Raw genomic sequence first — 20411 nt, 5'->3', positions numbered from 1 at the left:
TGTCAACATTATAGTTGACAGATCTCGAACAGGTGGTGCGCATGGCGGACGGCAGGCAGGTCGACGAGCGGGGAGCGGGGGAAGTGTCTGCTCCAGCTCGGCGTATGCGCCGAGCAGACCGGCGCGAGCAGCTACTCGCGGCCGCGACGCGGGCATTTGCCCGCACCGGATTCGCCGCGACGAGCCTCGATGACGTCGTCGCCGAGGCCGGTGTCAGCCGAGTGATCCTCTATCGCCATTTCGAATCCAAGGCCGACATGTATCGAGCGGTCCTCGAACGGGTGTGCGGCCGCCTCGAGGAAGCCGTTGGCAGCGGTGACTACGACGAGGGAACGATTCCCGACTTGCTGCGTGCGGCACGTGCGGACCCAGACGGGTTCCGGCTGCTGTTTCGCTACGCTGCCGGCGAGCCCGAGTTCCGGGAATTCACCAGCAGGCTGGGTGGTGCAGCTACCGAAATCGCCCACCGGCATCTCGCGGAAAGCATCCCCGACGCTCGATGGGCGGCTTGGGCGAGCCACCTGGTCCCCACCGTCGCGATCGAGGCAGTGATCGCTTGGCTCGACGCCGGCCAACCCGGCGATGAGGCGGCCGCTGAGCGGATTGGACAGGCGATACAGGGCGTCATCGACGCCGCGCGACTCCCCGACACGCCCGAGCGGTAACCGTGCGGAGATATGCTCGGTGCCAGGATCTGATCGACGATGGAGCGGACCATGGCGGACGGACACGAGCCACCCGTACCCGAGCCAGCCATCCGGGTCGGTGATGCTGATCGAGAAGCGGCGGCCGAACGATTGCGCACGGCCGTGGCCGAAGGTCAGCTCGAACTCGCCGAACTGGACGAACGGCTCGCGGCCACGTATACGGCCCGGACGCGCACCGAACTGGATTCCATCATGGCCGATCTTCCCGGGGTGTACCGCTCGGAAGGCCGGCCATTGACGTTGCACACGGCGAGCGGTTCGCTGCAGAAGAACGGATACTGGACGGTTCCGTCGCAGATCACGGTGAAATGCGAGTCCGGCGCGATCAAGATTGACTTCACCGAAGCCGAATGTCACCACCAGGAGGTGGAGGTCAGCGTCGAGGTCATGTCCGGTTCGGTAACACTGATCGTTCCTCGTGGCTGGGTGGTCGACATGGACGATGTCTCGACCGGAAGCGGAAGCGTGGGGAACAAGGTGACCGAACGGCCCGAACCAGGCGCACGTGTGCTGCGCGTCGTCGGCCACGTGCACTCGGGATCCTTCCGGGCCCGCTATCGCCGCCGGACGTTTCGGCAGTGGCTCGCCGGGCACCGAGCACCCTGACATCTGGCTCCCGCCGTCGCGCATGCTGGTTGCCAGCGTTCGGGGTCCGGGTAAGCAGGTTCTGCCGATACGGGTGGGTTGAAGTTTTTCCAATCGCCGGGCACGTCGCGTGTATAGCGTGGCTGCCATGACGGACACGGAAACGGTGCGCGATCTGTATCACCGATGGCTGGCGGACTTGTGGAATGGCGATCTGGATCGGCTGGAAGACATCGCCACCGGGTTGGTGTCGCCAGCGTTCGTGGGACACTGGCCGGGACGTCCGGCGCTCGTTCAGGGTCCGGATAGTTTGGCACAGGTCGTGCGAGCAGGACGGCTGCCCTTTGACCCGTTGACGTTCGACGTCGAAGTCGGGCCGCTCGTGGATGGCGATACGGTCGCCGCACGGTGGGTAGCCCGGGGCGCCTATGCCGGAGGTGAGCATGCGCTCCCCGGGGCCACGGCGGAGCCCGGAACGCCGATCGAATTCCGGGGGCACGATCTCCTTCGGGTGGCGGGCGACAGGTTCGTCGAATATTGGGTGATCTCCGAAGCCGAGCATCTGATGGCGCAGCTGTCCGGGACCGCGTAGGGCCTCGACCGGCTGGCGCCTTCGGGGGTACTTGTCGACTCGACGACGCCGTCGTCGCGCGCGGAGCGTCATCCAGCTCCGGCGATGAACGCTCGCACGGCGTCGGCCACGAGCTGCACGGCGATGGCCGCCAGCAGGAGGCCAGCAATCCTACTCAGCAGCAGGATCCCGGATTCCCTCAGCACGCGCAGCACGATCGTGCAGTAGCGCATGAAGAGCCAGAGCAGCAGGTGAACGGCCACGATGGCGGCGGCGACGGCCAGATAGTCGGCCGTCTCGTCCGAGCGCTGGACGAAGACCATGGTGGCGACGATGGCGCCGGGTCCGGCGAGCAACGGCGTGCCGAGCGGCACCATGGCCACGTTGCCGCTGGCCGGCGCCTCCGGATCATCGAGGCCACCGGTGAGAAGTTGCAAGGCCACGAGAAGGAGCAGGAGTCCACCGGCGGTCTGCAAGGCGGGCAGGCTGATACCGAGGTAGTCGAGGATGGCCTGGCCGAAGAGGGCGAACGCGACGATCACGCCCAGGGATACGGCCACGGCAACCCACGCGGCTCGCCGTCGTCCGGCCGTCATCTGAGCGCCGGTGAGGGCGAGGAACAGCGGAACCGTGCCGGGCGGATCCATGATGACGAACAACGTGACGAACGCTTCGCCGAACAGCTGCCACGTCATCGTGGATCCTCACCGGCGCGGTTCATGATCTTTGTCGAGATCGTGTCGGTGAGCGGCGCGTCGTGCCGTCAGGTGGCGTTGGGCCGCTTACCGTGGTTGGGTCCGCGCTTCTTCCGGGCGCGGCGTTTGCGCGCACGCTTGGCCATACGAACTCCAATCGGTCGCTCATGCGCTTGCCGATCGCCGGACGGACTTGGTGTCCGAACCCGGCGCACGTTCCATTGTCGCATCAGTGTCGTCGCCGCCATCCTGGCCCGTGCCGGTGGCGGGCGGGCTCGCGGATTCGGCGGAGCGCTCCCGGTCTCCGGTCCCGGCCGTGTCGGTGGCATCGTGCGCGGTCTGTTCGTCGTGCGCGGGCGGGGTGTCGTTGGCGAGGTCCATGGTCTCGGCGTCCTCGGATGTGCTCGCGTCGTCGTGGGCCGCGTACGTGCGATACCTCCGCTGCACCGGGAGGACGTTCGTGGTGGGCCTTCTGCCCGTCATCCCGGTGGCGAGGATGGTGGCGAGGCCCGCGGCGATGGTGATGTCGCCCGGGCTGACGACTTCCGGGCGCATCGGCAGCGCGACGGGTATGTTCTTGGAGAGCCACGACAATCGCGTGGAATCGTTGGCTGGTTCGACATTCTGATCGGTGGTGATCCCGGTGGTGTCGACGCCAGCCCGGGCGGCCGCGTCGGTCGAAACGGGAACGGCGCCGTTCAGGAGAAGAACCAGTGCGTTCGTGGCGATGCCGAAGGCAACCAGCCGGGCTCCCGGCATCCAGCGGTTCACCCAGGCGTAGTACGCGACGATGAACCAGCTCAGGGCCGAGAGTGTCGGCAGCGCGGAATCCCAGGCCAGGCCCGCGAAAACGGCCAGTACGTAGACGCCGAGCGCGGTGAACAGCAAGCGATTGCGTGCCGGCAACGGATCGGCGAGCTGGTGTAGCCGGCCGCGCTTGGCATAGCCGACCACAAGGCCGGCTGCCAAGGCGAGCACGACGAGTACCACGATATTCATAGTGACCTGCATGAGCGGTGTCTGTGTGGACGCCACGCCCGGGAGTGGTCGTTGACCACGGAATCGACCTCACCAAATCGATCTTCTCAGCGGCGGACGTCGTGGTGGGGGTGCGAGGGAAGGTCTGTCGACCACTCGTCCTCGTACCGCCGCGGTGGCGTGGGAGTGGGCCCGCCGTCGTTGCGGACGTGCCTGATCGCTAGAAGGAGGCCGGTGATCGCTGCCGTGGCGAGCCCGAGGATCACGACTGAGACGATATAGAAGAACATGGCAGAAATTCTTCTATCGTTGTATTTCTGCCACAAGTGGCAGTCAGGCCATGTATCATCGACATCCTGCCATATTCGTGCCATGATGTCCGCATGCTCCGCAAAGTGGTCGCTCTCGCATTCGACGATGTCGCTCCGTTCGAGCTGGGTGTGTTGTGTGAGGCATTCGGCATCGACCGTTCCGAGGATGGCCTGCCGGTTCTCGACTTCCGCGTATGCGCCCTGCGCCCGGGCAAGGTGACGACGACGATGGGCTTCGACCTCGTCGTCGAACATGGACTGGAAGCACTCGAAGACGCGGATCTTATTGGTATTCCGGCGGTGCCGCGGCGGCTTACCCAGGTGCACGCTGGCGTTCACGCTGACGGGGAGATGTCGAGCGGGGGAGCGGACGCGGAGGAGTTGATGGTCGCGCTCCGAGCGGCCGTGGAGCGCGGTGCGCGCGTCCTCTCCGTGTGCACCGGTGCGTTCGTCCTGGCCAAGGCGGGTCTGCTGGACGGTAAACGGTGCACGACCCACTGGAAACACGCGGAAACCCTGGCCAACCGCTATCCGCAGGCCAAAGTAGATCCCGACGTGCTGTACGTCGACGAAGATCCGATTATCACCAGTGCCGGAACCGCCGCGGGAATCGATGCGTGCTTGCACCTGTGGCGCAAGGAGTTCGGTGCACAGGCGGCGGCCACCGTGGCCCGGAGGATGGTGGTGCCGCCACATCGCGACGGTGGGCAGGCCCAGTTCGTCGAGGCGCCGCTGCGGCCGACGCAGGCGCACACGCTCGCGGGCGTGCTGGACTACATGGAAAGCCACCTGCACCAGGAGATGACCATCGACGGGCTCGCCGCCCTGGCGTCCATGTCGCCGCGCACGTTCGCCCGGAGGTTCCGGGCCGAGACCGGCACGACACCGTATGACTGGCTGGTCACCCGGCGGGTGGCCGCGGCGCAGCGCATGCTCGAGCACGGGCAGGACACGATCGACGCGGTCGCGGCCGCCACCGGCTTCGGTACCGCCGCAGCGCTACGGCATCACTTCACCCGTCGCCTGGGGACGACACCGCAGGCTTATCGAGCCACCTTCTGCGAGTACCGCAGCTAGCGGCTGGAATCCGCGCCGCGCCGAACCGCACGCGGGTGCGTTCAGTTCGATGGTGGTGGCGGTGGCGGCGGCGTTGGGGCCGTCTGCCGGTACAGCCACGGGGAGCTGGAACGCAACGTGTTCTGCAGGGCGATCAATAGATCCGTACGCACGGACGGAGCGGTCTGTACCGAGCCAGAGATGTCTTGCGTGGGTGTTCCGTGTACACCGAGTAGCAGCTGCAGGTGAAGCGCCTTCAGGTAGTTCATGATGTTGACCCGGTTGGCCGGCTCGGGAGCGCTCGGCGCCTCCGAGGTATCGGCTTCCGGGGTCAGCCGCTCCAGCCACGACTCGAGCGTCTCGGTGGGTACGAGATCGCGATGCAGCAGCGACATCGTGGCGAACGCGAGGCGCTCGTCCTCATATCCGCCGAACCGCTGCTCCGTCGGGCTGAGCAGCCGTTCCGCGATCACGTCCAGCAAGACGGTGAGCTCGTCGGTGCCCAGATGGCGGGAGGCGGTCAACGTGGCCAGGAGGTCGGCGCCGTGAGTGATGGCATGTACCCAGCCGAGTTCGGGTACCCAGCCGCGCAGATCTTTCTCCGCGAGGAACCACGCCACCGCGTAATCCGCCCATGTCAGGACGACGGTAGGCGAGACAGTGTGGATGAGGTTGTCCCTGGCGACGACGGCTGCCAGCGTGATCGCCGAATACGAGCGGCGCAGCACCGAACTGTCGTCTTGCTCGCCGACGCTGTCGCGTAGCCCGTAGGCGAGACCCTCTCCGAGCCCGGCGAGTAGATGGTCATAGACGCCTTCGGAGATCCACGTCTGCAACACCGAATATGCGATCCCGTCACGTACGTGAGGATCGCGCTCACCGAGCATGGAGACGAGCTCAGTGGTGAGCTCGTCGAGTGCCTCGCCCTGGGGTACGCGGTAGCCATCGGCGACAACGCGTTCCCAGTACGACGACCTCCGCACAGACGCAATCCTGGCAGATCGACCCGCTCTGTGACGAGAGGAGGAAGGCTTCAGATCGATAACGGGAATTCCGGGTGAGGCTTTCCCGCTCTCGCTCCGTGGTAGGGATGTGACGCGCGACGACGCGACACGGTCCCGACGCTTTTCTCGGGGTAGTGTCGAGGCGTGCCGTCGTTGAACGATGTCGTCCACCGTTACACCGATCTGACCGATGCGGACCTGAACTGGCTGCACTCGCTGGTGGCCGACTGGCAGTTGATCGCGGACCTGTCGTTTGCCGACCTCGTGCTCTGGGTGCCGGATCAGGCGGGAACCGGGTACTGGGCAGCTGCCCAGATGCGCCCCACCACGGGACCTACGGCCTATGTCGAGGACCTGGTGGGCACGTTCCTCGCCAAGGGGCGCCGTCCTCTGGTCGACGCCGCCTATGCCGAGGGTGTGATCAAGCGCGAGGGAGATCCGGAATGGTGGGACGACGTTCCGGTGCGGGTAGAGGCGATTCCGGTTCGGCACCGCAGCCGGCTTATCGCGGTGATCGGCCGGCACACGAACCTCGTCTCCGTGCGAACGCCGAGCCGGCTCGAGCTGGCGTATCTCGAATGCGCGGGCGAGCTGGCACGTCTGGTGGTAGACGGCCGGTTTCCCAGGGCGCGCGCTACGGACATGGGGCGCAGGGGTGCCCCGCGCGTGGGCGACGGGATGATGCGTCTAGACGCCGAGGGCATCATCCGGTATGCGAGCCCCAACGCGACATCCGCTTATCGCCGGCTGGGTCTGTCAGCTGACCTCGTGGGACAGCATCTGGGCAGGGCCACCGCGGCACTGGCGCGTCGCGAGGAGGCGCGCGACGAGTCGCTCGACGTGGTCCTCTCCGGACGGCGTCACGTCCGGACGGAGGTCGAAGGTAACGGCACGGTCATGACCGTGCGCACGATTCCGCTCGACCCGAACGGTCGCCATCTGGGCGCGCTGGTCCTGTGCCGCGATGTGACGGAAGTACGCCGGCGAGAACGTGAACTGCTCACGAAGGATGCGACCATTCGCGAGATTCACCACCGGGTGAAGAACAATCTCCAGACGGTCGCGGCGCTGTTGCGGCTTCAGTCCCGCCGGATCGGCCTGTCAGAAGGACGGGCGGCGCTGAACGAGGCCGTGCGCCGCGTGGGAACGATCGCGGTCGTGCACGAGACACTGTCGCAAACCGTCGACGACACCGTGGAGTTCGACGATGTCGCCGATCGCCTGCTGGCCATGGTGGGAGAAGTGGCGGCCGCCGAGCCTTCCGTGCGCAGCAAGCGCACCGGACACTTCGGAGTGCTGCCCGCGAGTATCGCGACTCCGTTGGCGATGGCGCTCACCGAACTCCTGCAGAACGCGGTGGAGCACGGGCTGGGCGAGCGGCGTGGTGTGGTCGAACTCGGGGCGACCCGGCGGGAAGGCGAGCTGTCTGTCGTCATCGAGGATGACGGGGCTGGCCTTCCGCCGGATTTCGACCCTGAGGATTCGAGCCATCTTGGCTTGCAAATCGTGCGGACGTTGGTGATCGGTGAACTCGGGGGAGCGATCACGACGAGTGAACGCCCCGGGGGTGGTACGCGCGTATCGCTGGACCTGCCATTGGCCGGAACATAGGTTCCGGTGGCCGGTCGATGGCAGAGATCGGATCAGTAAGCCCGAGCCCGAGCACGCGCGTTGCGTCGCTTCAGGGCGCGGCGTTCATCCTCCGAGAGCCCGCCCCATACGCCGGCGTCCTGTCCACTCTCCAGAGCCCAGCGCAGGCACTCTTCGCGAACCTCGCACCGGCGGCAGACAGCCTTTGCTTCTTCGATCTGGAGCAACGCGGGCCCGGTATTTCCGATGGGGAAGAACAGCTCGGGGTCCTCGTCGCGACAGGCGGCACGGTGGCGCCAGTCCATGTGTCTCACAGCTCCTCGTTATTATGGCACCGCCCAGGATTTCTGGCGGTGCGGTCTGCTTACGTGAATTCGTTCACGAACTGTCGGCGACCCGCGACTCGCGAGGCATGTCGAGGGAAGGCCGCCAGTCCTGCCTTCGTGGCCATCGAGGGCCCGGCAGGGCATCCTGCTAACCACGCGGCAGTAACAAGGGTGGCAAGTTCGTGATCCGTGTACAAGGGCTTTGTGCATTCCGTCTCATCGAGTTTCATGTAGTGTCCGTCACAATAAGCACATGAAGTGGTCTACACCAGGCATTTCGGACTGTGTGTGACGAGATGTCACCGAGAGCTCCTCGTGGAGCAGGGCCGTGAGTATGTAGGCCGCCACCATGCGAGCCCTCAATAAACGAGCCGTCAATAAACGAGGTGTAGGGCCTCCCGGAATGAGGTGACGGTCACCTGTTCCCGCTCGCCGAGGTAGTCGCCGTCCACCTGAACGGGCAGTGGCGTTTGCGTGCGCAGCACGAGATCCGATTGATCGTGCAGCGATACGACTTGGCGCCCGCGTGGCCCGTGCCGGGTCGTCATCTGAGCTACGGCCCACAATGCCGACGCGGGAGCCAGCCGGGTGAGACCGAAAAGGTCGAGACCATGGCTGAACTCCGCGTGCGGGGTGGGCCGCAGGGGGAGGTCAGCGAGGTACGTCCACGGCGAGCAGTTGGTGATGATGGCGACGGCGAGGCCCGTCACGGGCGTGCCGCTGCCAGGCACTACCGTGATGTCCGGGCGGGTGTGGCGCAGCTGGCGAAGGTAGCGGGCGACGGCTGTACGGGCGTACAGGGTGGGGGTGGCCCGCCGCCCGTTCTCCCGGGCGTGTTCCACGGTCCGGACGACATCGGCGTCGAGACCCATGCCGGCGGCGAAGGCGAAGTACCGATCATCGAGCCGCCCGAGGTTGAACGGATGTCGCCGGTGCTCCCGGACGGCGTTGAGGAGCAAGCCGGTCGCCTCGACGGGATCGCCCGGAATGCCGAGGTTGCGGGCGAGCACGTTGGCGCTGCCACCCGGCACGATGCCGAGGTGCGGAACGCCGGGGCCGGGCCCGTCGTGCAGCACGCCGTTGATTAACTCGTTGACCGTCCCGTCGCCTCCGACCGCGATGACGAGATTGACCTCGTTGTCTCGCGCCTTCCGGCCGAGCTCGGTGGCATGGCCACGATGGGTGGTCTCGGCGACCTCGAGGGCGAGATCGTGGCGCAGCGCCGTGAACAGGACGTCTCGTGTGCGCCCGGACGTAGTGGTCGCGTTGGGATTGACCACGGCGAGAGCGCGCATGCCGGCCAGCTTAAGGCAGGGTGCCGTCCAGCGGAGCGCGCGGTGGGTGGGACCTCAGGGCGTGCGCGCGGCTACCATGCCCTCCGCCTGGGCAGTCTCGGCTACCGCTGCCGCGACCGACGGCGCCACACGCTGGTCGAACGGGTCGGGGATGATGTACTCCGGTGCGAGATCGGACCCAACGATGCCGGCGAGGGCCTCCGCCGATGCGCGCTTCATTCCTTCGGAGATGTGCGTCGCCCGCACGTCCAGGGCTCCCCGGAAGATGCCGGGAAACGCGAGGACGTTGTTGATCTGATTGGCGTGATCGCTGCGACCGGTCGCCACGACCGCCGCATGCCGGCGGGCCACCGCGGGCGGAATTTCCGGATCCGGATTGGCGAGGGCAAAGACGATCGGATCCGGTGCCATGCTGGCCACCGCGCTCTCGGGAATCGTCCCGCCGGATACGCCGATGAACACGTCGCTGCCTGGCAGGACATCATCGACGGTGCCGCGCCGTCCGGCCGGGTTGCTCGCAGTGGCCAGCTCGCGCTTCGCGGTGGAAAGGTCGCCGCGGTCCGGGTGCACGGCCCCGTGCCGGTCGAGGACGACGATGTCGGTGACCCCCATCGTCTGCAGGATCTTCGTGACCGCCACGCCCGCAGCACCGGCGCCGGAGATGACGACGCGCGTGTCGGCCAGCTTGCGATCGGTCAGCACCGCGGCGTTGATCAGGGCTGCGGCGACGACGATGGCGGTACCGTGCTGGTCGTCGTGGAACACCGGGATGTCGAGCCGCTCCTTCAACCGGCGTTCGACCTCGAAACAGCGTGGCGCCGAGATGTCTTCCAGGTTGATGCCGCCGAAGCCGGGAGCGAGCCGGGCAATGGTGTCGACGAGCTCGTCGACATCCCGGCAGTCGAGGCAGATGGGAACGGCGTCTACCCCGGCGAACTCCTTGAAGAGCAGGGCCTTGCCTTCCATCACGGGTAGGGCGGCTTGTGGGCCGATGTCGCCGAGGCCCAGGACCGCAGAGCCGTCAGTGACGACGGCGACGGTGTTTCCCTTCCACGTCAGCTCGCGTGCGCGTTCGGGCGCGTCGGCGATCGTCGAGCACACGTGAGCGACGCCGGGAGTGTAGGCGAGGGCGAGGTCGGCGGCGTCGCGTACCGGGACGGTGGATCGGACTTCGAGTTTCCCGCCGTCATGCGCGTCGATCGCACGGCGAGCCAGCGATCGAGCCGGCGACTCTGCCGACGGCTCGGCAGGCGATTCGGCGCTGCGGCGTTGTGGAACGATCTCGGCAACCATGATGGTGACCCCAAAGGGACGTGGTGGGATAGATGGCAAGAGTGCGTAGCACAACCGGACATGACGTGAACACCGCACTGCGTGATGACGCGGCGGCGATCGGAAGCGTCGCCGGGAAGCGGCCGACGGGGATCACCCGCAAACGGGCATTGTGCCACGTGCCGCGTGGCCGGCGACACGGGTTTGGGAAGATCCACCAGTATCTGTCGCCGCGGGATCCGGCGGCACGGACATGCTGGTGATGGCACGTCGTACTTCTTTACGCGATCGTGGCCGGACGATGACCCGCGTGCGCCACGACGGTGGCAGGATTTCTCCCCACTACCAACGAGTATTGTCGGGTCGACCGACGTTCAACTGCTCCGAAGGACCCGTCCCGACCGGACGACGAAGGAGAATGACATGAGAATTCGAAACTATCGGGTTTTCGCCGCATGTGCGGCGCTCGCACTCGCGATGACGGCATGTGGCGATGACGCTGACGACACCGGCGACGACACCGCCACATCCGACGACGGCACATCGGACGACGGCACATCGGACGACGGTTCGAGTGCCGAGCTCGAGCTGATGGAGGAGGGCACACTGCGGGTCGGCTCCGACATCGACTTCCCGCCGTTCGAGATGGTCGAGGACGACGAGATCGTCGGATTCGACGTCGACCTCATGGAGGAGATCGCCGACCGGCTCGGCGTGGAGGTCGAATGGGTGGACACCCCATTCGATACCATCTTCACCCAGCTGGCGGCGGGCGACTTCGACGCGATCATCTCGGGTATCACCATCACCGAGGACCGGCAGCAGACGGTCGACTTCAGCGACCCGTACTTCGAATCGATCCAGTCCGTGGTCGTCCGGACCGACTCGGACATCAGCGGCGTGGCTGACCTGGCAGACGCCGACGTCGGCGTGCAAGCCGGCACTACAGGCGAGGCGTACGCGCAGGAGAACTTCACGGATTCGACGGTGCGGGACTTCCCGACCTATCCGGCGGCATTCACTGCTCTGGAGACCGAAGGCGTCGATGCGGTGTTCGCCGACCTGCCTGCGGCCGAGAGCCAGGTCGAAGGCAGTGACGTCCTGGAGATCGCCGAAGAGGTGGACACCGGAGAGAGGTACGGTATCGCCGTCCAGCCGGACGACGAGGCGATGCGCTCCGCTATCAACGAGCAGCTGGAGGCCATCATCGCCGATGGCACCTACGAGGAGATCTATGCCGAGTGGTTCGACGGGCAGCAGCCGCCGGAATCCTTCCGTTCGTAGTGGTTCCGGCGACAGTGCGTGAGAGTGATCGAAACGTCGGCGTCTGGAGTGACTCGTGGATCGATTAGAGCGCCTCGGCGATCTCCTGTTCAACGTAGAGATCATCGTTGACACGCTGCCTGTCCTGTTCACCGAGGGGCTGCTGATCACCTTGATCATCTCCGTCGGGGGGATGCTCATCGGGTTGGTGGCTGGCACGGTCCTGGCGATGATCGGAGTCTCCCAGCGGTGGTGGGTGCGGCTCCCGTCGCGAATCTTCGTCGATCTGTTCCGGGGCCTGCCCGCCATTCTCGTGATCTTCCTCGTCGGGTTCGGCTTACCGGCGGCCGGGTTCCGGCCGTTCGGGCGCGAGGTGATCGCTTACGCCACGCTCGCCTTGGGGATCATCGCGACGGCGTACGTGACCGAGATCTTGCGGGCCGGGATCCAGAGCGTCGACAAGGGACAGATGGAGGCGGCACGAAGTCTCGGGATGAGCCGGCTGGAAGCGCTCTGGCTGGTCGTCGTGCCGCAGGGGTTCCGGCGGGTGCTGCCGCCGCTGACCAACGAGTTCATCGCACTGACCAAGGATTCCAGCCTCGTGTTCATCCTGGGGCTGACGCTGGGCGAGCGGGATCTGTTCCGGATCGGACAGCAGACGGCGACCCAGACGGGGAACATGTCCGGTCTCATCGCCGCGGGGCTCTTCTATCTCGCGATTACTATCCCGCTCACCCGCATCGTGAACTACATGGACACCCGGATGCGGGAAGGGCGGCCAGTGGCAGCGAAAGAGCTGCCGACGACGGCGGAGGTCTCGTGATGAACGCGACGGATACTGCTGACGCCGTGCCCAGGGTGGCGCTGAAGGGGCTGTCCAAGACCTTCGGGCATTTCGATGTACTCACCGGTATCGACCTGGAGATCCGGGCCGGCGAGGTGGTCTGCGTGATCGGCCCGTCGGGGTCGGGCAAGTCGACGATGCTGCGCTGCGTCAACCTGCTGGAGGTGCCCACCTCGGGCTCCGTGGAGATCGACGGCATCGACATTACCGGCCGCAAGGTTGATATCAACACGGTGCGTAGCCGGGTCGGTATGGTGTTCCAGCAGTTCAACCTCTTTCCCCACATGACGGCACTACGCAACGTGACCCTGGCGTTGCGCCGGGTGCGGGGGATGTCCAAGGAGGACGCCGGGGAGGTTGCCCGCAAGAGCCTGGCGCAGGTCGGGCTCGCCGACAAGGCCGGCAGCCGTCCCGCGCAGCTCTCCGGTGGCCAGCAGCAACGGGTCGCCATTGCGCGAGCGCTGGCGATGGACCCGGAGGTGATGCTGTTCGACGAGGTCACGTCGGCGCTCGATCCAGAATTGATCAAGGGCGTGCTGAGAGTGATGACCGATCTGGCCGAAGCCGGCATGACGATGATGGTCGTGACGCACGAGATGGGTTTCGCCCGGGAGGTGGCAGACCGCGTGATATTCATGGATGCTGGTGCGATCGTCGAGGCGGGCTCACCAAGCGAGATGTTCGATCATCCACGCACCGAGCGGTTGCAGAATTACCTGGCCGAGGTGTTGTGAGTACGGCACCGGTCAGTTGTGGCATAACGTGAATATGACAGGCTAGCGGCGAGTGATCTCTCGTCAGGAGGCCAGGTGAGCGATTCGTATGCCGCGAACGGCGATCTCGTCGAGCTGAGTGTACCCGCGTCGAGCGCCTATCTTGCCGTTTTGCGTACGACGTCTGCCGGGCTGGGCGCCCGGCTCGGGCTCACCCTCGACGACATCGAGGATCTTCGCATCGCGGTCGACGAAGCGTGTGCCATATTGCTGCCAATCGCGGTGCCCGGCGCCAACCTCCATTGCCGATTCGCGCTGCACCCGGACGCGCTTGAGGTGAACGTCGGCGTTGAGGCCGCTCGTGCCGAGTTGCCGGCGGAAGAGAGCTTTTCGTGGACGGTGCTGTCCGCACTGGCTGGCGAGGTCTCATCGTCGGCCGGTGACGGCCGGGTAGCGATCACACTGCGCAAGAAGCGGGAGTGAATCTCTCGGTGGAGCAGATCGCTGTCGACAAGGACGAAAGCCGCGAGCTGCTGAATCAGCTGGCGACTCTGGAACCGGGCGATCCCCGGCGGGTCGAGACCCGCAACCGGCTCGCGACACTGCATCTTCCGCTCGCCGAGCACATGGCTCGCCGCTTCGCGGGACGTGGTGAACCGTTCGAAGACCTCGTGCAGGTGGCGACCATCGGTCTCATCAAATCGATCGACCGATACGATCCCGAGCGAGGTGTGGAATTCTCCACCTACGCCACACCGACCATCGTCGGCGAGATCAAACGATGGTTCCGGGACAAGGGGTGGGCCGTCCGCGTTCCGCGCCGGCTGCAGGAACTCCGGCTGTCGGTGAGCAGTGCCACGACCGATCTGACACACGAGCTCGGCCGCTCCCCGACGGTGGCCGAGCTCGCCGAGGCGCTGCATGTCAGCGAAGACTCGGTAGTCGAGGCGCTGGAATCCGCCACCGCATACAGCGCGGTCTCGTTGGACACGCCCGATCCGTATGCCGAGTTCGCCGTCTCCCCGCTGGAGGCCATCGGCCACGAGGACGAGGCGTTGGAGGGCGTCGAGAACCGCGAGGCGATCACGCGTGTCCTGGCCATGCTTCCCGACCGCGAGCGCCAGATCGTCGTGCTCCGCTTCTTCCGGGGCATGACGCAGTCACAGATCGCCAATGAGGTGGGAATCTCACAGATGCACGTGTCCCGCCTGCTGTCGAAGTCGCTGGCACAGTTGCGCGAAGCCTTCTTGGCGGATCCCGCGTCGTACTGAACGACGGGTAGGGTGCGGGACATGTTCGCCATCTACGCCGAGAGGTTCGACGCCGACAATCCCGTGGCCGGGCTCGGCTCGGGTCAGCGACCAGAACCGGATGTGCCGGACGGCTGGGCCGTCGTCGATGTGCGGGCGACCTCGCTGAACCATCATGACGTGTGGTCGTTGCGTGGTGTGGGCCTGCGCTCGGAACAGTTACCCATGATCCTCGGTACCGACGCCTCCGGGGTGGACCAGGAGGGTAACGAGGTCGTCATTCATGCGGTGATGTCCGATCCGGGCTGGCGCGGCGACGAGACGCTCGATCCCGGCCGCTCGCTGCTGTCCGAGCGCTATCCCGGTACGTTCGCGGAGAGGGTCGCGGTGCCGAAGCACAACCTCGTGCCGAAACCGAGCGGCCTCTCGTTCGTCGAGGCGGCCTGCCTGCCGACGGCGTGGCTGACCGCGTACCGGATGCTGTTCACCCAGGCACAGGTGACGCCAGGACAGACGGTTCTGGTGCAGGGAGCCGGTGGTGGCGTGGCCACGGCGGCCATCCGGTTGGCCTCGGCAGCCGGAGCGCGAGTCTGGGTCACCTCCCGCGATCCCGCCCGCGCCGAGCAGACGCTGGACCTCGGGGCGGCGCAGGTCTTCGAGAGCGGTCAGCGGCTGCCGGAGCGCGTGGACGCCGTCATCGAGACGGTCGGCGCCGCGACCTGGAAGCATTCGCTGCGTGCGGTGCGGCCCGGGGGAACCGTCGTGATCGCGGGTGCGACATCGGGCTGGACGGGTGAGACGGAGCTCAACCGCGTGTTCTTCCTCCAGCTTCGCATCCTCGGATCGACCATGGGCACGCGAGACGAGCTCGCTCGCCTGCTGGCCTTCTGCGACCGAGCCGGCGTGCGCCCCGTGGTGGACCGCACGGTGCCGCTCGCGCAGGCCAGCGAGGGGGTCGCGGCAATGGCCAGCGGGGATGTCTTCGGAAAGGTCGTCTTCACCGTCTGAGGCAGCACTCACCGTGGCGCACGGGATGGCCCCGAGGAGTTTTCACTGCTGCGGTGTCGAACTCGTGGTATGGCGCCGCTTGACCGGCGTCTTCGGCGGTTCGACGCCCAGCCATTCGTACCAGCCCTCGTTCAGCAGGACGTAGGCAAGGATGCCGTAGCCGGACTGGTTCGGGTGAATGCCGTCGTCGGCCCGGGCTTCGTGCCACGTCTTGCGACGAGCGAGTGCCCGATACGTGGAGATGTAGGAGACCTGTCGCTCCTGGCAGAGGGTGGCGAACGCATCATCCAGTACCTGGATACGCTGCTGCAGCGGCTCGTCACCGACCGGAGGTGGCCCCACCACGAGGGCCTGGGCGTCGGTGGCGGCGAGTCCGAAATCGAGTGCTGCCGCGGAACGTTCAGGTTCGATCTCCATACGGGCGTCGCTGACTCCCGTGGCGACGACGATGCGGTGCTCGTCGCCGTGGGTGAAGCGCGGGGCGCACTCCATCGGTATTCGCAACACGACTTCCTCGGTGGTCTGGCGCCGGACACCGAGCGGATACATCGTGAGGTCGACACCGGTGGAAGGGGGAGTCCGGGCGGCGACCCGGCCGACCCACCCCAGCGCCTTGGGATCACCGATACCGGCGACGAAGGAGTCACCGAACGCGCACACCCTCACATCTCGCACGACGCCATCCTGACACGGATCACGCCACTGCGCCGTTCACCCTGCGGGATGGCCGGGCCGGAACCCGCACGATGTTCGATCACTCCTCGTCGTCAAGGCGAGCCAGCCACGTAGCTAGGCGTTCGACCGCGGTCTCGTGCTCTGGGTTCTCGTCGACGAAGTCACGAAACTGCTCGGCGATCCAGCCGAGGCTGACTTGATCGTCACCTCGGCGGTGCTCCAGTTCTTCGATTCCTCGGTCGGTGAAGTACACGTCCAGCTCCTGACGGAAGATCTGAGCCGATCAATGGTCACCCTGGTACCACCACATGAACCGCGGCCGTGCATCTGCACAGCCGCATGCACGCATGGTACGAGGTTCCCCCGCGCGGTGACTGTACGGGGCAGCAGCCACGTCGAGCATTCCGGGGCATCCGAACGTCGTCGAGGTTCAGCCTGATGGTTGATGCTCAGCTGAACGCCGCGTCGTGCAGCTCGTCCTGCTCTTCGTTGTGCCGCGTGGGCGAGCCGACCGCCGGCGACGTGCTCGCTGGCCGGGTGACGTGCGTCAATGTCAGCCCGGCCGGAAGCCTTCCGGGGAGGTTTAACGCCAGGAACGGCCACGGGCCCATGTTCTCGGGCTCGTCTTGCACCCAGCGAACTTCCCTCAGCGACGGGAAAGCCGACAGTTCCGCGGCGATCTGCTCGGCGGGCAGGGGGTAGAGCTGTTCGACACGCACGATGGCGGTGCGTTCGTCCTCGCGCTTCTCCCTGGAGCCCAGCAACTCCCAGGCGATCTTGCCACTACACAGCAGGACCCGCTCCACCTTCGCCGGCTCGATGTGGCCCGGGTCGCCGAGCACTGGGCGGAACGACGACGAACCGGTGAAATCGTCCGGCTCGGAGACGGCACGCTTGCTGCGCAGCATCGACTTGGGAGTGAACACGACCAGGGGGCGGTGGTGCGCACCCAGCGTGTGCAGCCGCAGCAAGTGGAAGTACGACGCCGGTGTCGAGGGTTGCGCCACGCGGAAGGCGTCCTCGGCCGCGAGGAGCAGGAACCGCTCCATGCGCGCCGACGAGTGGTCCGGGCCCTGGCCCTCGTATCCGTGCGGAAGCAGCAGCACGAGCCCGGAACGCTGGCCCCACTTGGCCTCACCGGACGTGAGGAACTCGTCGATGATGACCTGTCCGCCGTTGACGAAGTCGCCGAACTGCGCTTCCCAGAGCACGAGTGCTTCCGGCCGGGCGACGGAGTAGCCGTATTCGAAGCCTATGGCCGCGAATTCCGAGAGCAAGGAGTCATAGGCATAGAACTTCGCCTGGTTCTCGTCCAGATGTTGCAGTGGGACCCAGGATCCGCCGGCGTGGCGATCGACGACGGCGGCGAAGCGCTGGACGAACGTTCCGCGCCGGCTGTCCTGCCCGGCCAGGCGGACCGGGCGGCCGTCGAGCAGGAGCGAACCGAATGCGGCGATCTCGGCCGTCGCCCAGTCGACCCCTCCTTCGGTCAACACGCTGGCACGCCGCTGCAACTGGGGCAGTACCTTGGGGTGCACCGTGAAGGAGTCGGGCACGTTGACGTGAGCATCGGCGATCTGCTTGAGGACCTCCGAGCTGACCGCCGTGGTGATCTCGCCTTCCGGCTCGGGCTTGTCCGGGTAACTCGGCACCCTCGCAGCCGCGGCTATCTCGGCCTTGCGGGTTTCGGCGAAGACCCGTTCCAGCTGCTGCTGGTAGTCCGCCAGTGCCTGTTCGGCCTCTTCGACGGTGATGTCTCCGCGACCCACCAGCGCTTCGGTGTAGAGCTTGCGCACCGGCCGCTTGTTCTTGATGAGGTCGTACATCAACGGCTGGGTGTAGCTGGGGTCGTCGCCCTCGTTGTGCCCGCGGAGCCGGTAGCAGACCATGTCGATGACGACGTCCTTCTTGAAGGCCTGCCGGAATTCGAACGCCAGCCGCGCCACGCGCGCGCACGCCTCGGGGTCGTCGCCGTTGACGTGGAAGATCGGCGCTTGGACCATGCGGGCGACATCGGTGGAGTACATCGACGAACGCCCCTGCTCCGGCGACGTGGTGTACCCGACCTGGTTGTTGACGACCACGTGCACCGTCCCGCCGGTGCGGTATCCACGTAGCTGGGAGAGGTTGAGCGTCTCGGCCACGACTCCCTGCCCGGCGAAGGCGGCGTCGCCGTGAACGAGGATTGGCAGCACGGGAAAGACTTCCCCTTGGTCGAGGATGTCCTGCTTGGCCCGCGCGATGCCTTCGAGAACCGGGTTGACGGCCTCGAGGTGACTGGGGTTCGCGCTGAGCGAGACCTTGATCTTCGATCCGTCCAGTGCCGTGTACTCGCCGTCGGCACCGAGGTGGTACTTGACGTCGCCGGAGCCCTGCACGCTGCGCGGGTTGATATTCCCCTGGAACTCGCCGAAGATCTGCGAGTAGCTTTTGCCGACGATGTTGGCCAGCACGTTCAACCGCCCGCGGTGGGCCATGCCGATGGTCGCCTCGTCGAGTCCGGCCTCGGCGGCGGCGCCCACGACCTCGTCCAGGATCGGTATCAGCGACTCGCCCCCTTCCAGCGAGAACCGCTTCTGGCCGACGTACTTGGTCTGCAGGAACGACTCGAACGCCTCGGCCTGGTTGAGCTTGAGCAGGATGCGTAGCTGGTCCTCGCGCGGGGTGAGGTCCAGGGGCTTCTCTACCCGTTCCTGGATCCACCGGCGTTGCTCGGGTTCCTGGATGTGCATGTACTCGATGCCCACGGTGCGGCAGTAGGCATTGCGCAGGACACCCAGGATGTCGCGCAACAGCATGAACCGCTTGTTGCCGCCGAACGAGCCGGTGGCGAACTCGCGGTCGAGGTCCCACAGGGTGAGCCCGTGAGTGGTGATGTCGAGGTCCGGATGGGTCCGCTGCTTGTACTCCAGCGGATCGGTGGCGGCCATGAGATGGCCACGCACCCGGTAGGCGTGGATCAGCTCGAGCACCCGGGCCTGCTTGCTGACCTCGTCGGCGTGGTCGGTGGTGACGTCGGTCGCCCACCGGATCGGCTCGTACGGGATTTGCAGCGCCCGGAAGATCTCGTCATAGAACTCGTGCTCTCCCAGGAGCAGCTGGTGCACGAGGCGCAGGAACTCGCCGCTCTGCGCGCCTTGAATGACGCGGTGGTCGTAGGTGCTGGTGAGTGTCATGATCTTGGAAACGCCAATCCGGGCCAGCGTTTCCGGTGCGGCACCTTGATACTCCGCGGGATATTCCATGGCGCCCACGCCGATGATGGTGCCTTGCCCCTTCATCAGCCGTGGCACGGAATGCACCGTCCCGATGGTTCCGGGATTGGTGAGGCTGATCGTGGTGCCGGTGAAGTCGTCGATGCCGAGCTTGCCGTCCCGGGCGCGACGGATCAGATCCTCGTAGGCCGCCCAGAACTCGGCGAAGTTGAGTGTCTCGGCCTTCTTGATGCTGGGCACCAGCAGTTGCCTGGTGCCGTCGGACTTCTGCATGTCTATGGCCAGGCCGAGATTCACGTGAGCCGGCTTGACCAGTGCAGGCTTGCCGTCGTCGGTCTCGCCGTAGGAGTAGTTCATCTCCGGCAGCTGCTTCAGCGCCTTCACCAGGGCGAAACCGATGACGTGGGTGAACGAGACCTTCCCGCCACGAGACCGCGCGAGGTGATTGTTGATCACGATGCGGTTGTCCACCAGCAGCTTGGCGGGCACGGCACGCACGCTCGTCGCCGTCGGGACGTCGAGGCTGGCCTCCATGTTCGTCGCCGTGCGTGCGGGCGCGCCACGAAGCGGAACTCGCTCCTCGGTGGGTTCTGACGTCTCGGGGGCGCCGTCGGGATGTGCGCCGGACGCGGTCGGCGCCTGCCGCGACTCAGCGGGAGACGGCGATGAGGTCTTCGACGCCGCCCGCGAAGCGGTCTGGCCGGAGGGCTGCGCTGACGTGGATGTGCTCGACTGGGCCGTCGATCCGGACGCCGGCCGAGAGCCGGACTCGGACGCCGATCGGGACGCCGACTGGGACTGTGCCTGAGATGTGGACGTCTGAGATGTCACGGTAGTCCTCGCGGGGGACTGGCTAGCGGTATCGGTGGTTGTCCTGGTGCGGGCGTCGGACTGCTCGGCGTGAGTCCTGAAGTACTCAGCCCATTGCGGATCGACACTGGAAGGATCCTCGAGCCAGCTCGCGTACATCTCCTCGACGAGCCACTCGTTCGGTCCGAAACCCGCTTGCGGGCCGGTTGGGGCCACGGTCGCGATCGCCTTCTTTCGCTACAG

Annotated in this window: 22 protein-coding genes; 11 read left to right on the top strand and 11 right to left on the bottom strand. The window is 66.2% G+C overall.

Annotated elements, in window-relative coordinates:
- The first annotated feature begins 41 nt into the window (after positions 1 to 41).
- The 3 genes from DPM12_RS01555 to DPM12_RS01545 all read left to right on the top strand — a co-directional run bounded on the left by DPM12_RS01555 (position 42) and on the right by DPM12_RS01545 (position 1884).
- Positions 42 to 665: a TetR/AcrR family transcriptional regulator gene (locus DPM12_RS01555; RefSeq protein ID WP_112256680.1), complete on the top strand. Its 624-nt coding sequence runs from the start codon at positions 42 to 44 to the stop codon at positions 663 to 665.
- A gap of 51 nt (positions 666 to 716) precedes the next feature.
- Positions 717 to 1313: a DUF1707 SHOCT-like domain-containing protein gene (locus DPM12_RS01550; RefSeq protein ID WP_158542660.1), complete on the top strand. Its 597-nt coding sequence runs from the start codon at positions 717 to 719 to the stop codon at positions 1311 to 1313.
- A gap of 127 nt (positions 1314 to 1440) precedes the next feature.
- Complete coding sequence (locus DPM12_RS01545; protein WP_170313654.1) at positions 1441 to 1884, top strand: ester cyclase; 444 nt, start codon at positions 1441 to 1443, stop codon at positions 1882 to 1884.
- Between the two features lie 68 nt (positions 1885 to 1952).
- Here DPM12_RS01545 and DPM12_RS01540 read toward each other — a convergent pair whose 3' ends face one another.
- From DPM12_RS01540 to DPM12_RS01530, 4 genes are all read right to left on the bottom strand, one after another.
- On the bottom strand, positions 1953 to 2558 hold the full coding sequence (locus DPM12_RS01540; protein WP_112256489.1) for a MarC family protein: 606 nt from the start codon (positions 2556 to 2558) through the stop codon (positions 1953 to 1955).
- A gap of 68 nt (positions 2559 to 2626) precedes the next feature.
- Positions 2627 to 2704, bottom strand: coding sequence for a 50S ribosomal protein bL37 (locus DPM12_RS24435; protein WP_425467543.1), 78 nt, complete (start codon positions 2702 to 2704; stop codon positions 2627 to 2629).
- 19 nt (positions 2705 to 2723) lie between these two features.
- The gene (locus tag DPM12_RS01535) at positions 2724 to 3557 is read right to left on the bottom strand and encodes a DUF5317 domain-containing protein (RefSeq protein WP_123788360.1); all 834 of its coding nucleotides are present in this window, start codon (positions 3555 to 3557) and stop codon (positions 2724 to 2726) included.
- A gap of 86 nt (positions 3558 to 3643) precedes the next feature.
- The gene (locus DPM12_RS01530; RefSeq protein ID WP_112256487.1) at positions 3644 to 3826 is read right to left on the bottom strand and encodes a hypothetical protein; all 183 of its coding nucleotides are present in this window, start codon (positions 3824 to 3826) and stop codon (positions 3644 to 3646) included.
- A gap of 93 nt (positions 3827 to 3919) precedes the next feature.
- On the opposite strand from DPM12_RS01530, the gene DPM12_RS01525 reads away from it, so the two are divergent.
- Positions 3920 to 4924 (top strand): helix-turn-helix domain-containing protein, encoded by a 1005-nt coding sequence (locus DPM12_RS01525; RefSeq protein ID WP_112256486.1) that lies wholly within the window; start codon positions 3920 to 3922, stop codon positions 4922 to 4924.
- A 41-nt stretch (positions 4925 to 4965) separates the two neighbouring features.
- Here the strand turns inward: DPM12_RS01525 and DPM12_RS01520 are convergent, their stop codons facing one another.
- Positions 4966 to 5886: a DUF2785 domain-containing protein gene (locus tag DPM12_RS01520; protein ID WP_211658202.1), complete on the bottom strand. Its 921-nt coding sequence runs from the start codon at positions 5884 to 5886 to the stop codon at positions 4966 to 4968.
- Between the two features lie 165 nt (positions 5887 to 6051).
- Between DPM12_RS01520 and DPM12_RS01515 the strand changes: the two genes are divergently transcribed.
- The gene (locus DPM12_RS01515) at positions 6052 to 7518 is read left to right on the top strand and encodes a sensor histidine kinase (RefSeq protein ID WP_112256485.1); all 1467 of its coding nucleotides are present in this window, start codon (positions 6052 to 6054) and stop codon (positions 7516 to 7518) included.
- Between the two features lie 32 nt (positions 7519 to 7550).
- On the opposite strand, the gene DPM12_RS01510 is transcribed toward DPM12_RS01515, so the two are convergent.
- The 3 genes from DPM12_RS01510 to DPM12_RS01500 all read right to left on the bottom strand — a co-directional run bounded on the left by DPM12_RS01510 (position 7551) and on the right by DPM12_RS01500 (position 10411).
- On the bottom strand, positions 7551 to 7802 hold the full coding sequence (locus DPM12_RS01510; RefSeq protein ID WP_112256484.1) for a WhiB family transcriptional regulator: 252 nt from the start codon (positions 7800 to 7802) through the stop codon (positions 7551 to 7553).
- Positions 7803 to 8197: 395 nt separating this feature from the next.
- Positions 8198 to 9118 carry a diacylglycerol/lipid kinase family protein gene (locus DPM12_RS01505; RefSeq protein ID WP_112256483.1) on the bottom strand — a complete coding sequence of 307 codons (921 nt, stop codon included), beginning with the start codon at positions 9116 to 9118 and terminating at the stop codon, positions 8198 to 8200.
- A 54-nt stretch (positions 9119 to 9172) separates the two neighbouring features.
- Positions 9173 to 10411, bottom strand: coding sequence for an NAD(P)-dependent malic enzyme (locus DPM12_RS01500; RefSeq protein WP_112256482.1), 1239 nt, complete (start codon positions 10409 to 10411; stop codon positions 9173 to 9175).
- 402 nt (positions 10412 to 10813) lie between these two features.
- On the opposite strand from DPM12_RS01500, the gene DPM12_RS01495 reads away from it, so the two are divergent.
- The 6 genes from DPM12_RS01495 (at position 10814) to DPM12_RS01470 (ending at position 15468) form a co-directional block, all read left to right on the top strand.
- Entirely contained in the window at positions 10814 to 11674 is an 861-nt protein-coding gene (locus DPM12_RS01495; RefSeq protein ID WP_158542658.1) for a basic amino acid ABC transporter substrate-binding protein, read from the top strand.
- 55 nt (positions 11675 to 11729) lie between these two features.
- Positions 11730 to 12476 carry an amino acid ABC transporter permease gene (locus tag DPM12_RS01490; RefSeq protein ID WP_112256480.1) on the top strand — a complete coding sequence of 249 codons (747 nt, stop codon included), beginning with the start codon at positions 11730 to 11732 and terminating at the stop codon, positions 12474 to 12476.
- Positions 12476 to 13231, top strand: a complete 756-nt coding sequence (locus DPM12_RS01485; RefSeq protein WP_112256479.1) for an amino acid ABC transporter ATP-binding protein — start codon at positions 12476 to 12478, stop codon at positions 13229 to 13231. Before DPM12_RS01490 ends, DPM12_RS01485 begins: the two co-directional genes overlap by 1 nt.
- 75 nt (positions 13232 to 13306) lie before the next feature.
- Positions 13307 to 13693 (top strand): ATP-binding protein, encoded by a 387-nt coding sequence (locus DPM12_RS01480; protein WP_112256478.1) that lies wholly within the window; start codon positions 13307 to 13309, stop codon positions 13691 to 13693.
- Positions 13690 to 14481 (top strand): RNA polymerase sigma factor SigF, encoded by a 792-nt coding sequence (locus DPM12_RS01475; RefSeq protein WP_112256477.1) that lies wholly within the window; start codon positions 13690 to 13692, stop codon positions 14479 to 14481. The genes DPM12_RS01480 and DPM12_RS01475 overlap by 4 nt, the downstream gene beginning before the upstream one ends.
- A 21-nt stretch (positions 14482 to 14502) precedes the next feature.
- Entirely contained in the window at positions 14503 to 15468 is a 966-nt protein-coding gene (locus tag DPM12_RS01470; RefSeq protein ID WP_112256677.1) for a zinc-binding dehydrogenase, read from the top strand.
- Positions 15469 to 15510: 42 nt separating this feature from the next.
- Here the strand turns inward: DPM12_RS01470 and DPM12_RS01465 are convergent, their stop codons facing one another.
- The 3 genes from DPM12_RS01465 to DPM12_RS01460 form a co-directional block, all read right to left on the bottom strand.
- Positions 15511 to 16143: a DUF459 domain-containing protein gene (locus DPM12_RS01465; RefSeq protein WP_112256476.1), complete on the bottom strand. Its 633-nt coding sequence runs from the start codon at positions 16141 to 16143 to the stop codon at positions 15511 to 15513.
- Between the two features lie 79 nt (positions 16144 to 16222).
- Complete coding sequence (locus DPM12_RS23385) at positions 16223 to 16396, bottom strand: DUF6104 family protein (protein WP_164465274.1); 174 nt, start codon at positions 16394 to 16396, stop codon at positions 16223 to 16225.
- 196 nt (positions 16397 to 16592) lie between these two features.
- Positions 16593 to 20393 (bottom strand): multifunctional oxoglutarate decarboxylase/oxoglutarate dehydrogenase thiamine pyrophosphate-binding subunit/dihydrolipoyllysine-residue succinyltransferase subunit, encoded by a 3801-nt coding sequence (locus DPM12_RS01460; RefSeq protein WP_112256475.1) that lies wholly within the window; start codon positions 20391 to 20393, stop codon positions 16593 to 16595.
- Positions 20394 to 20411 lie beyond the last annotated feature (18 nt).

Source organism: Phytoactinopolyspora halophila (assembly GCF_003287285.1).
Lineage (GTDB): Bacteria > Actinomycetota > Actinomycetes > Jiangellales > Jiangellaceae > Phytoactinopolyspora_A > Phytoactinopolyspora_A halophila.
The sequence above is the reverse complement of the archived record's forward strand: the minus strand, read 5'-3'. Positions and strand labels throughout refer to the sequence as shown.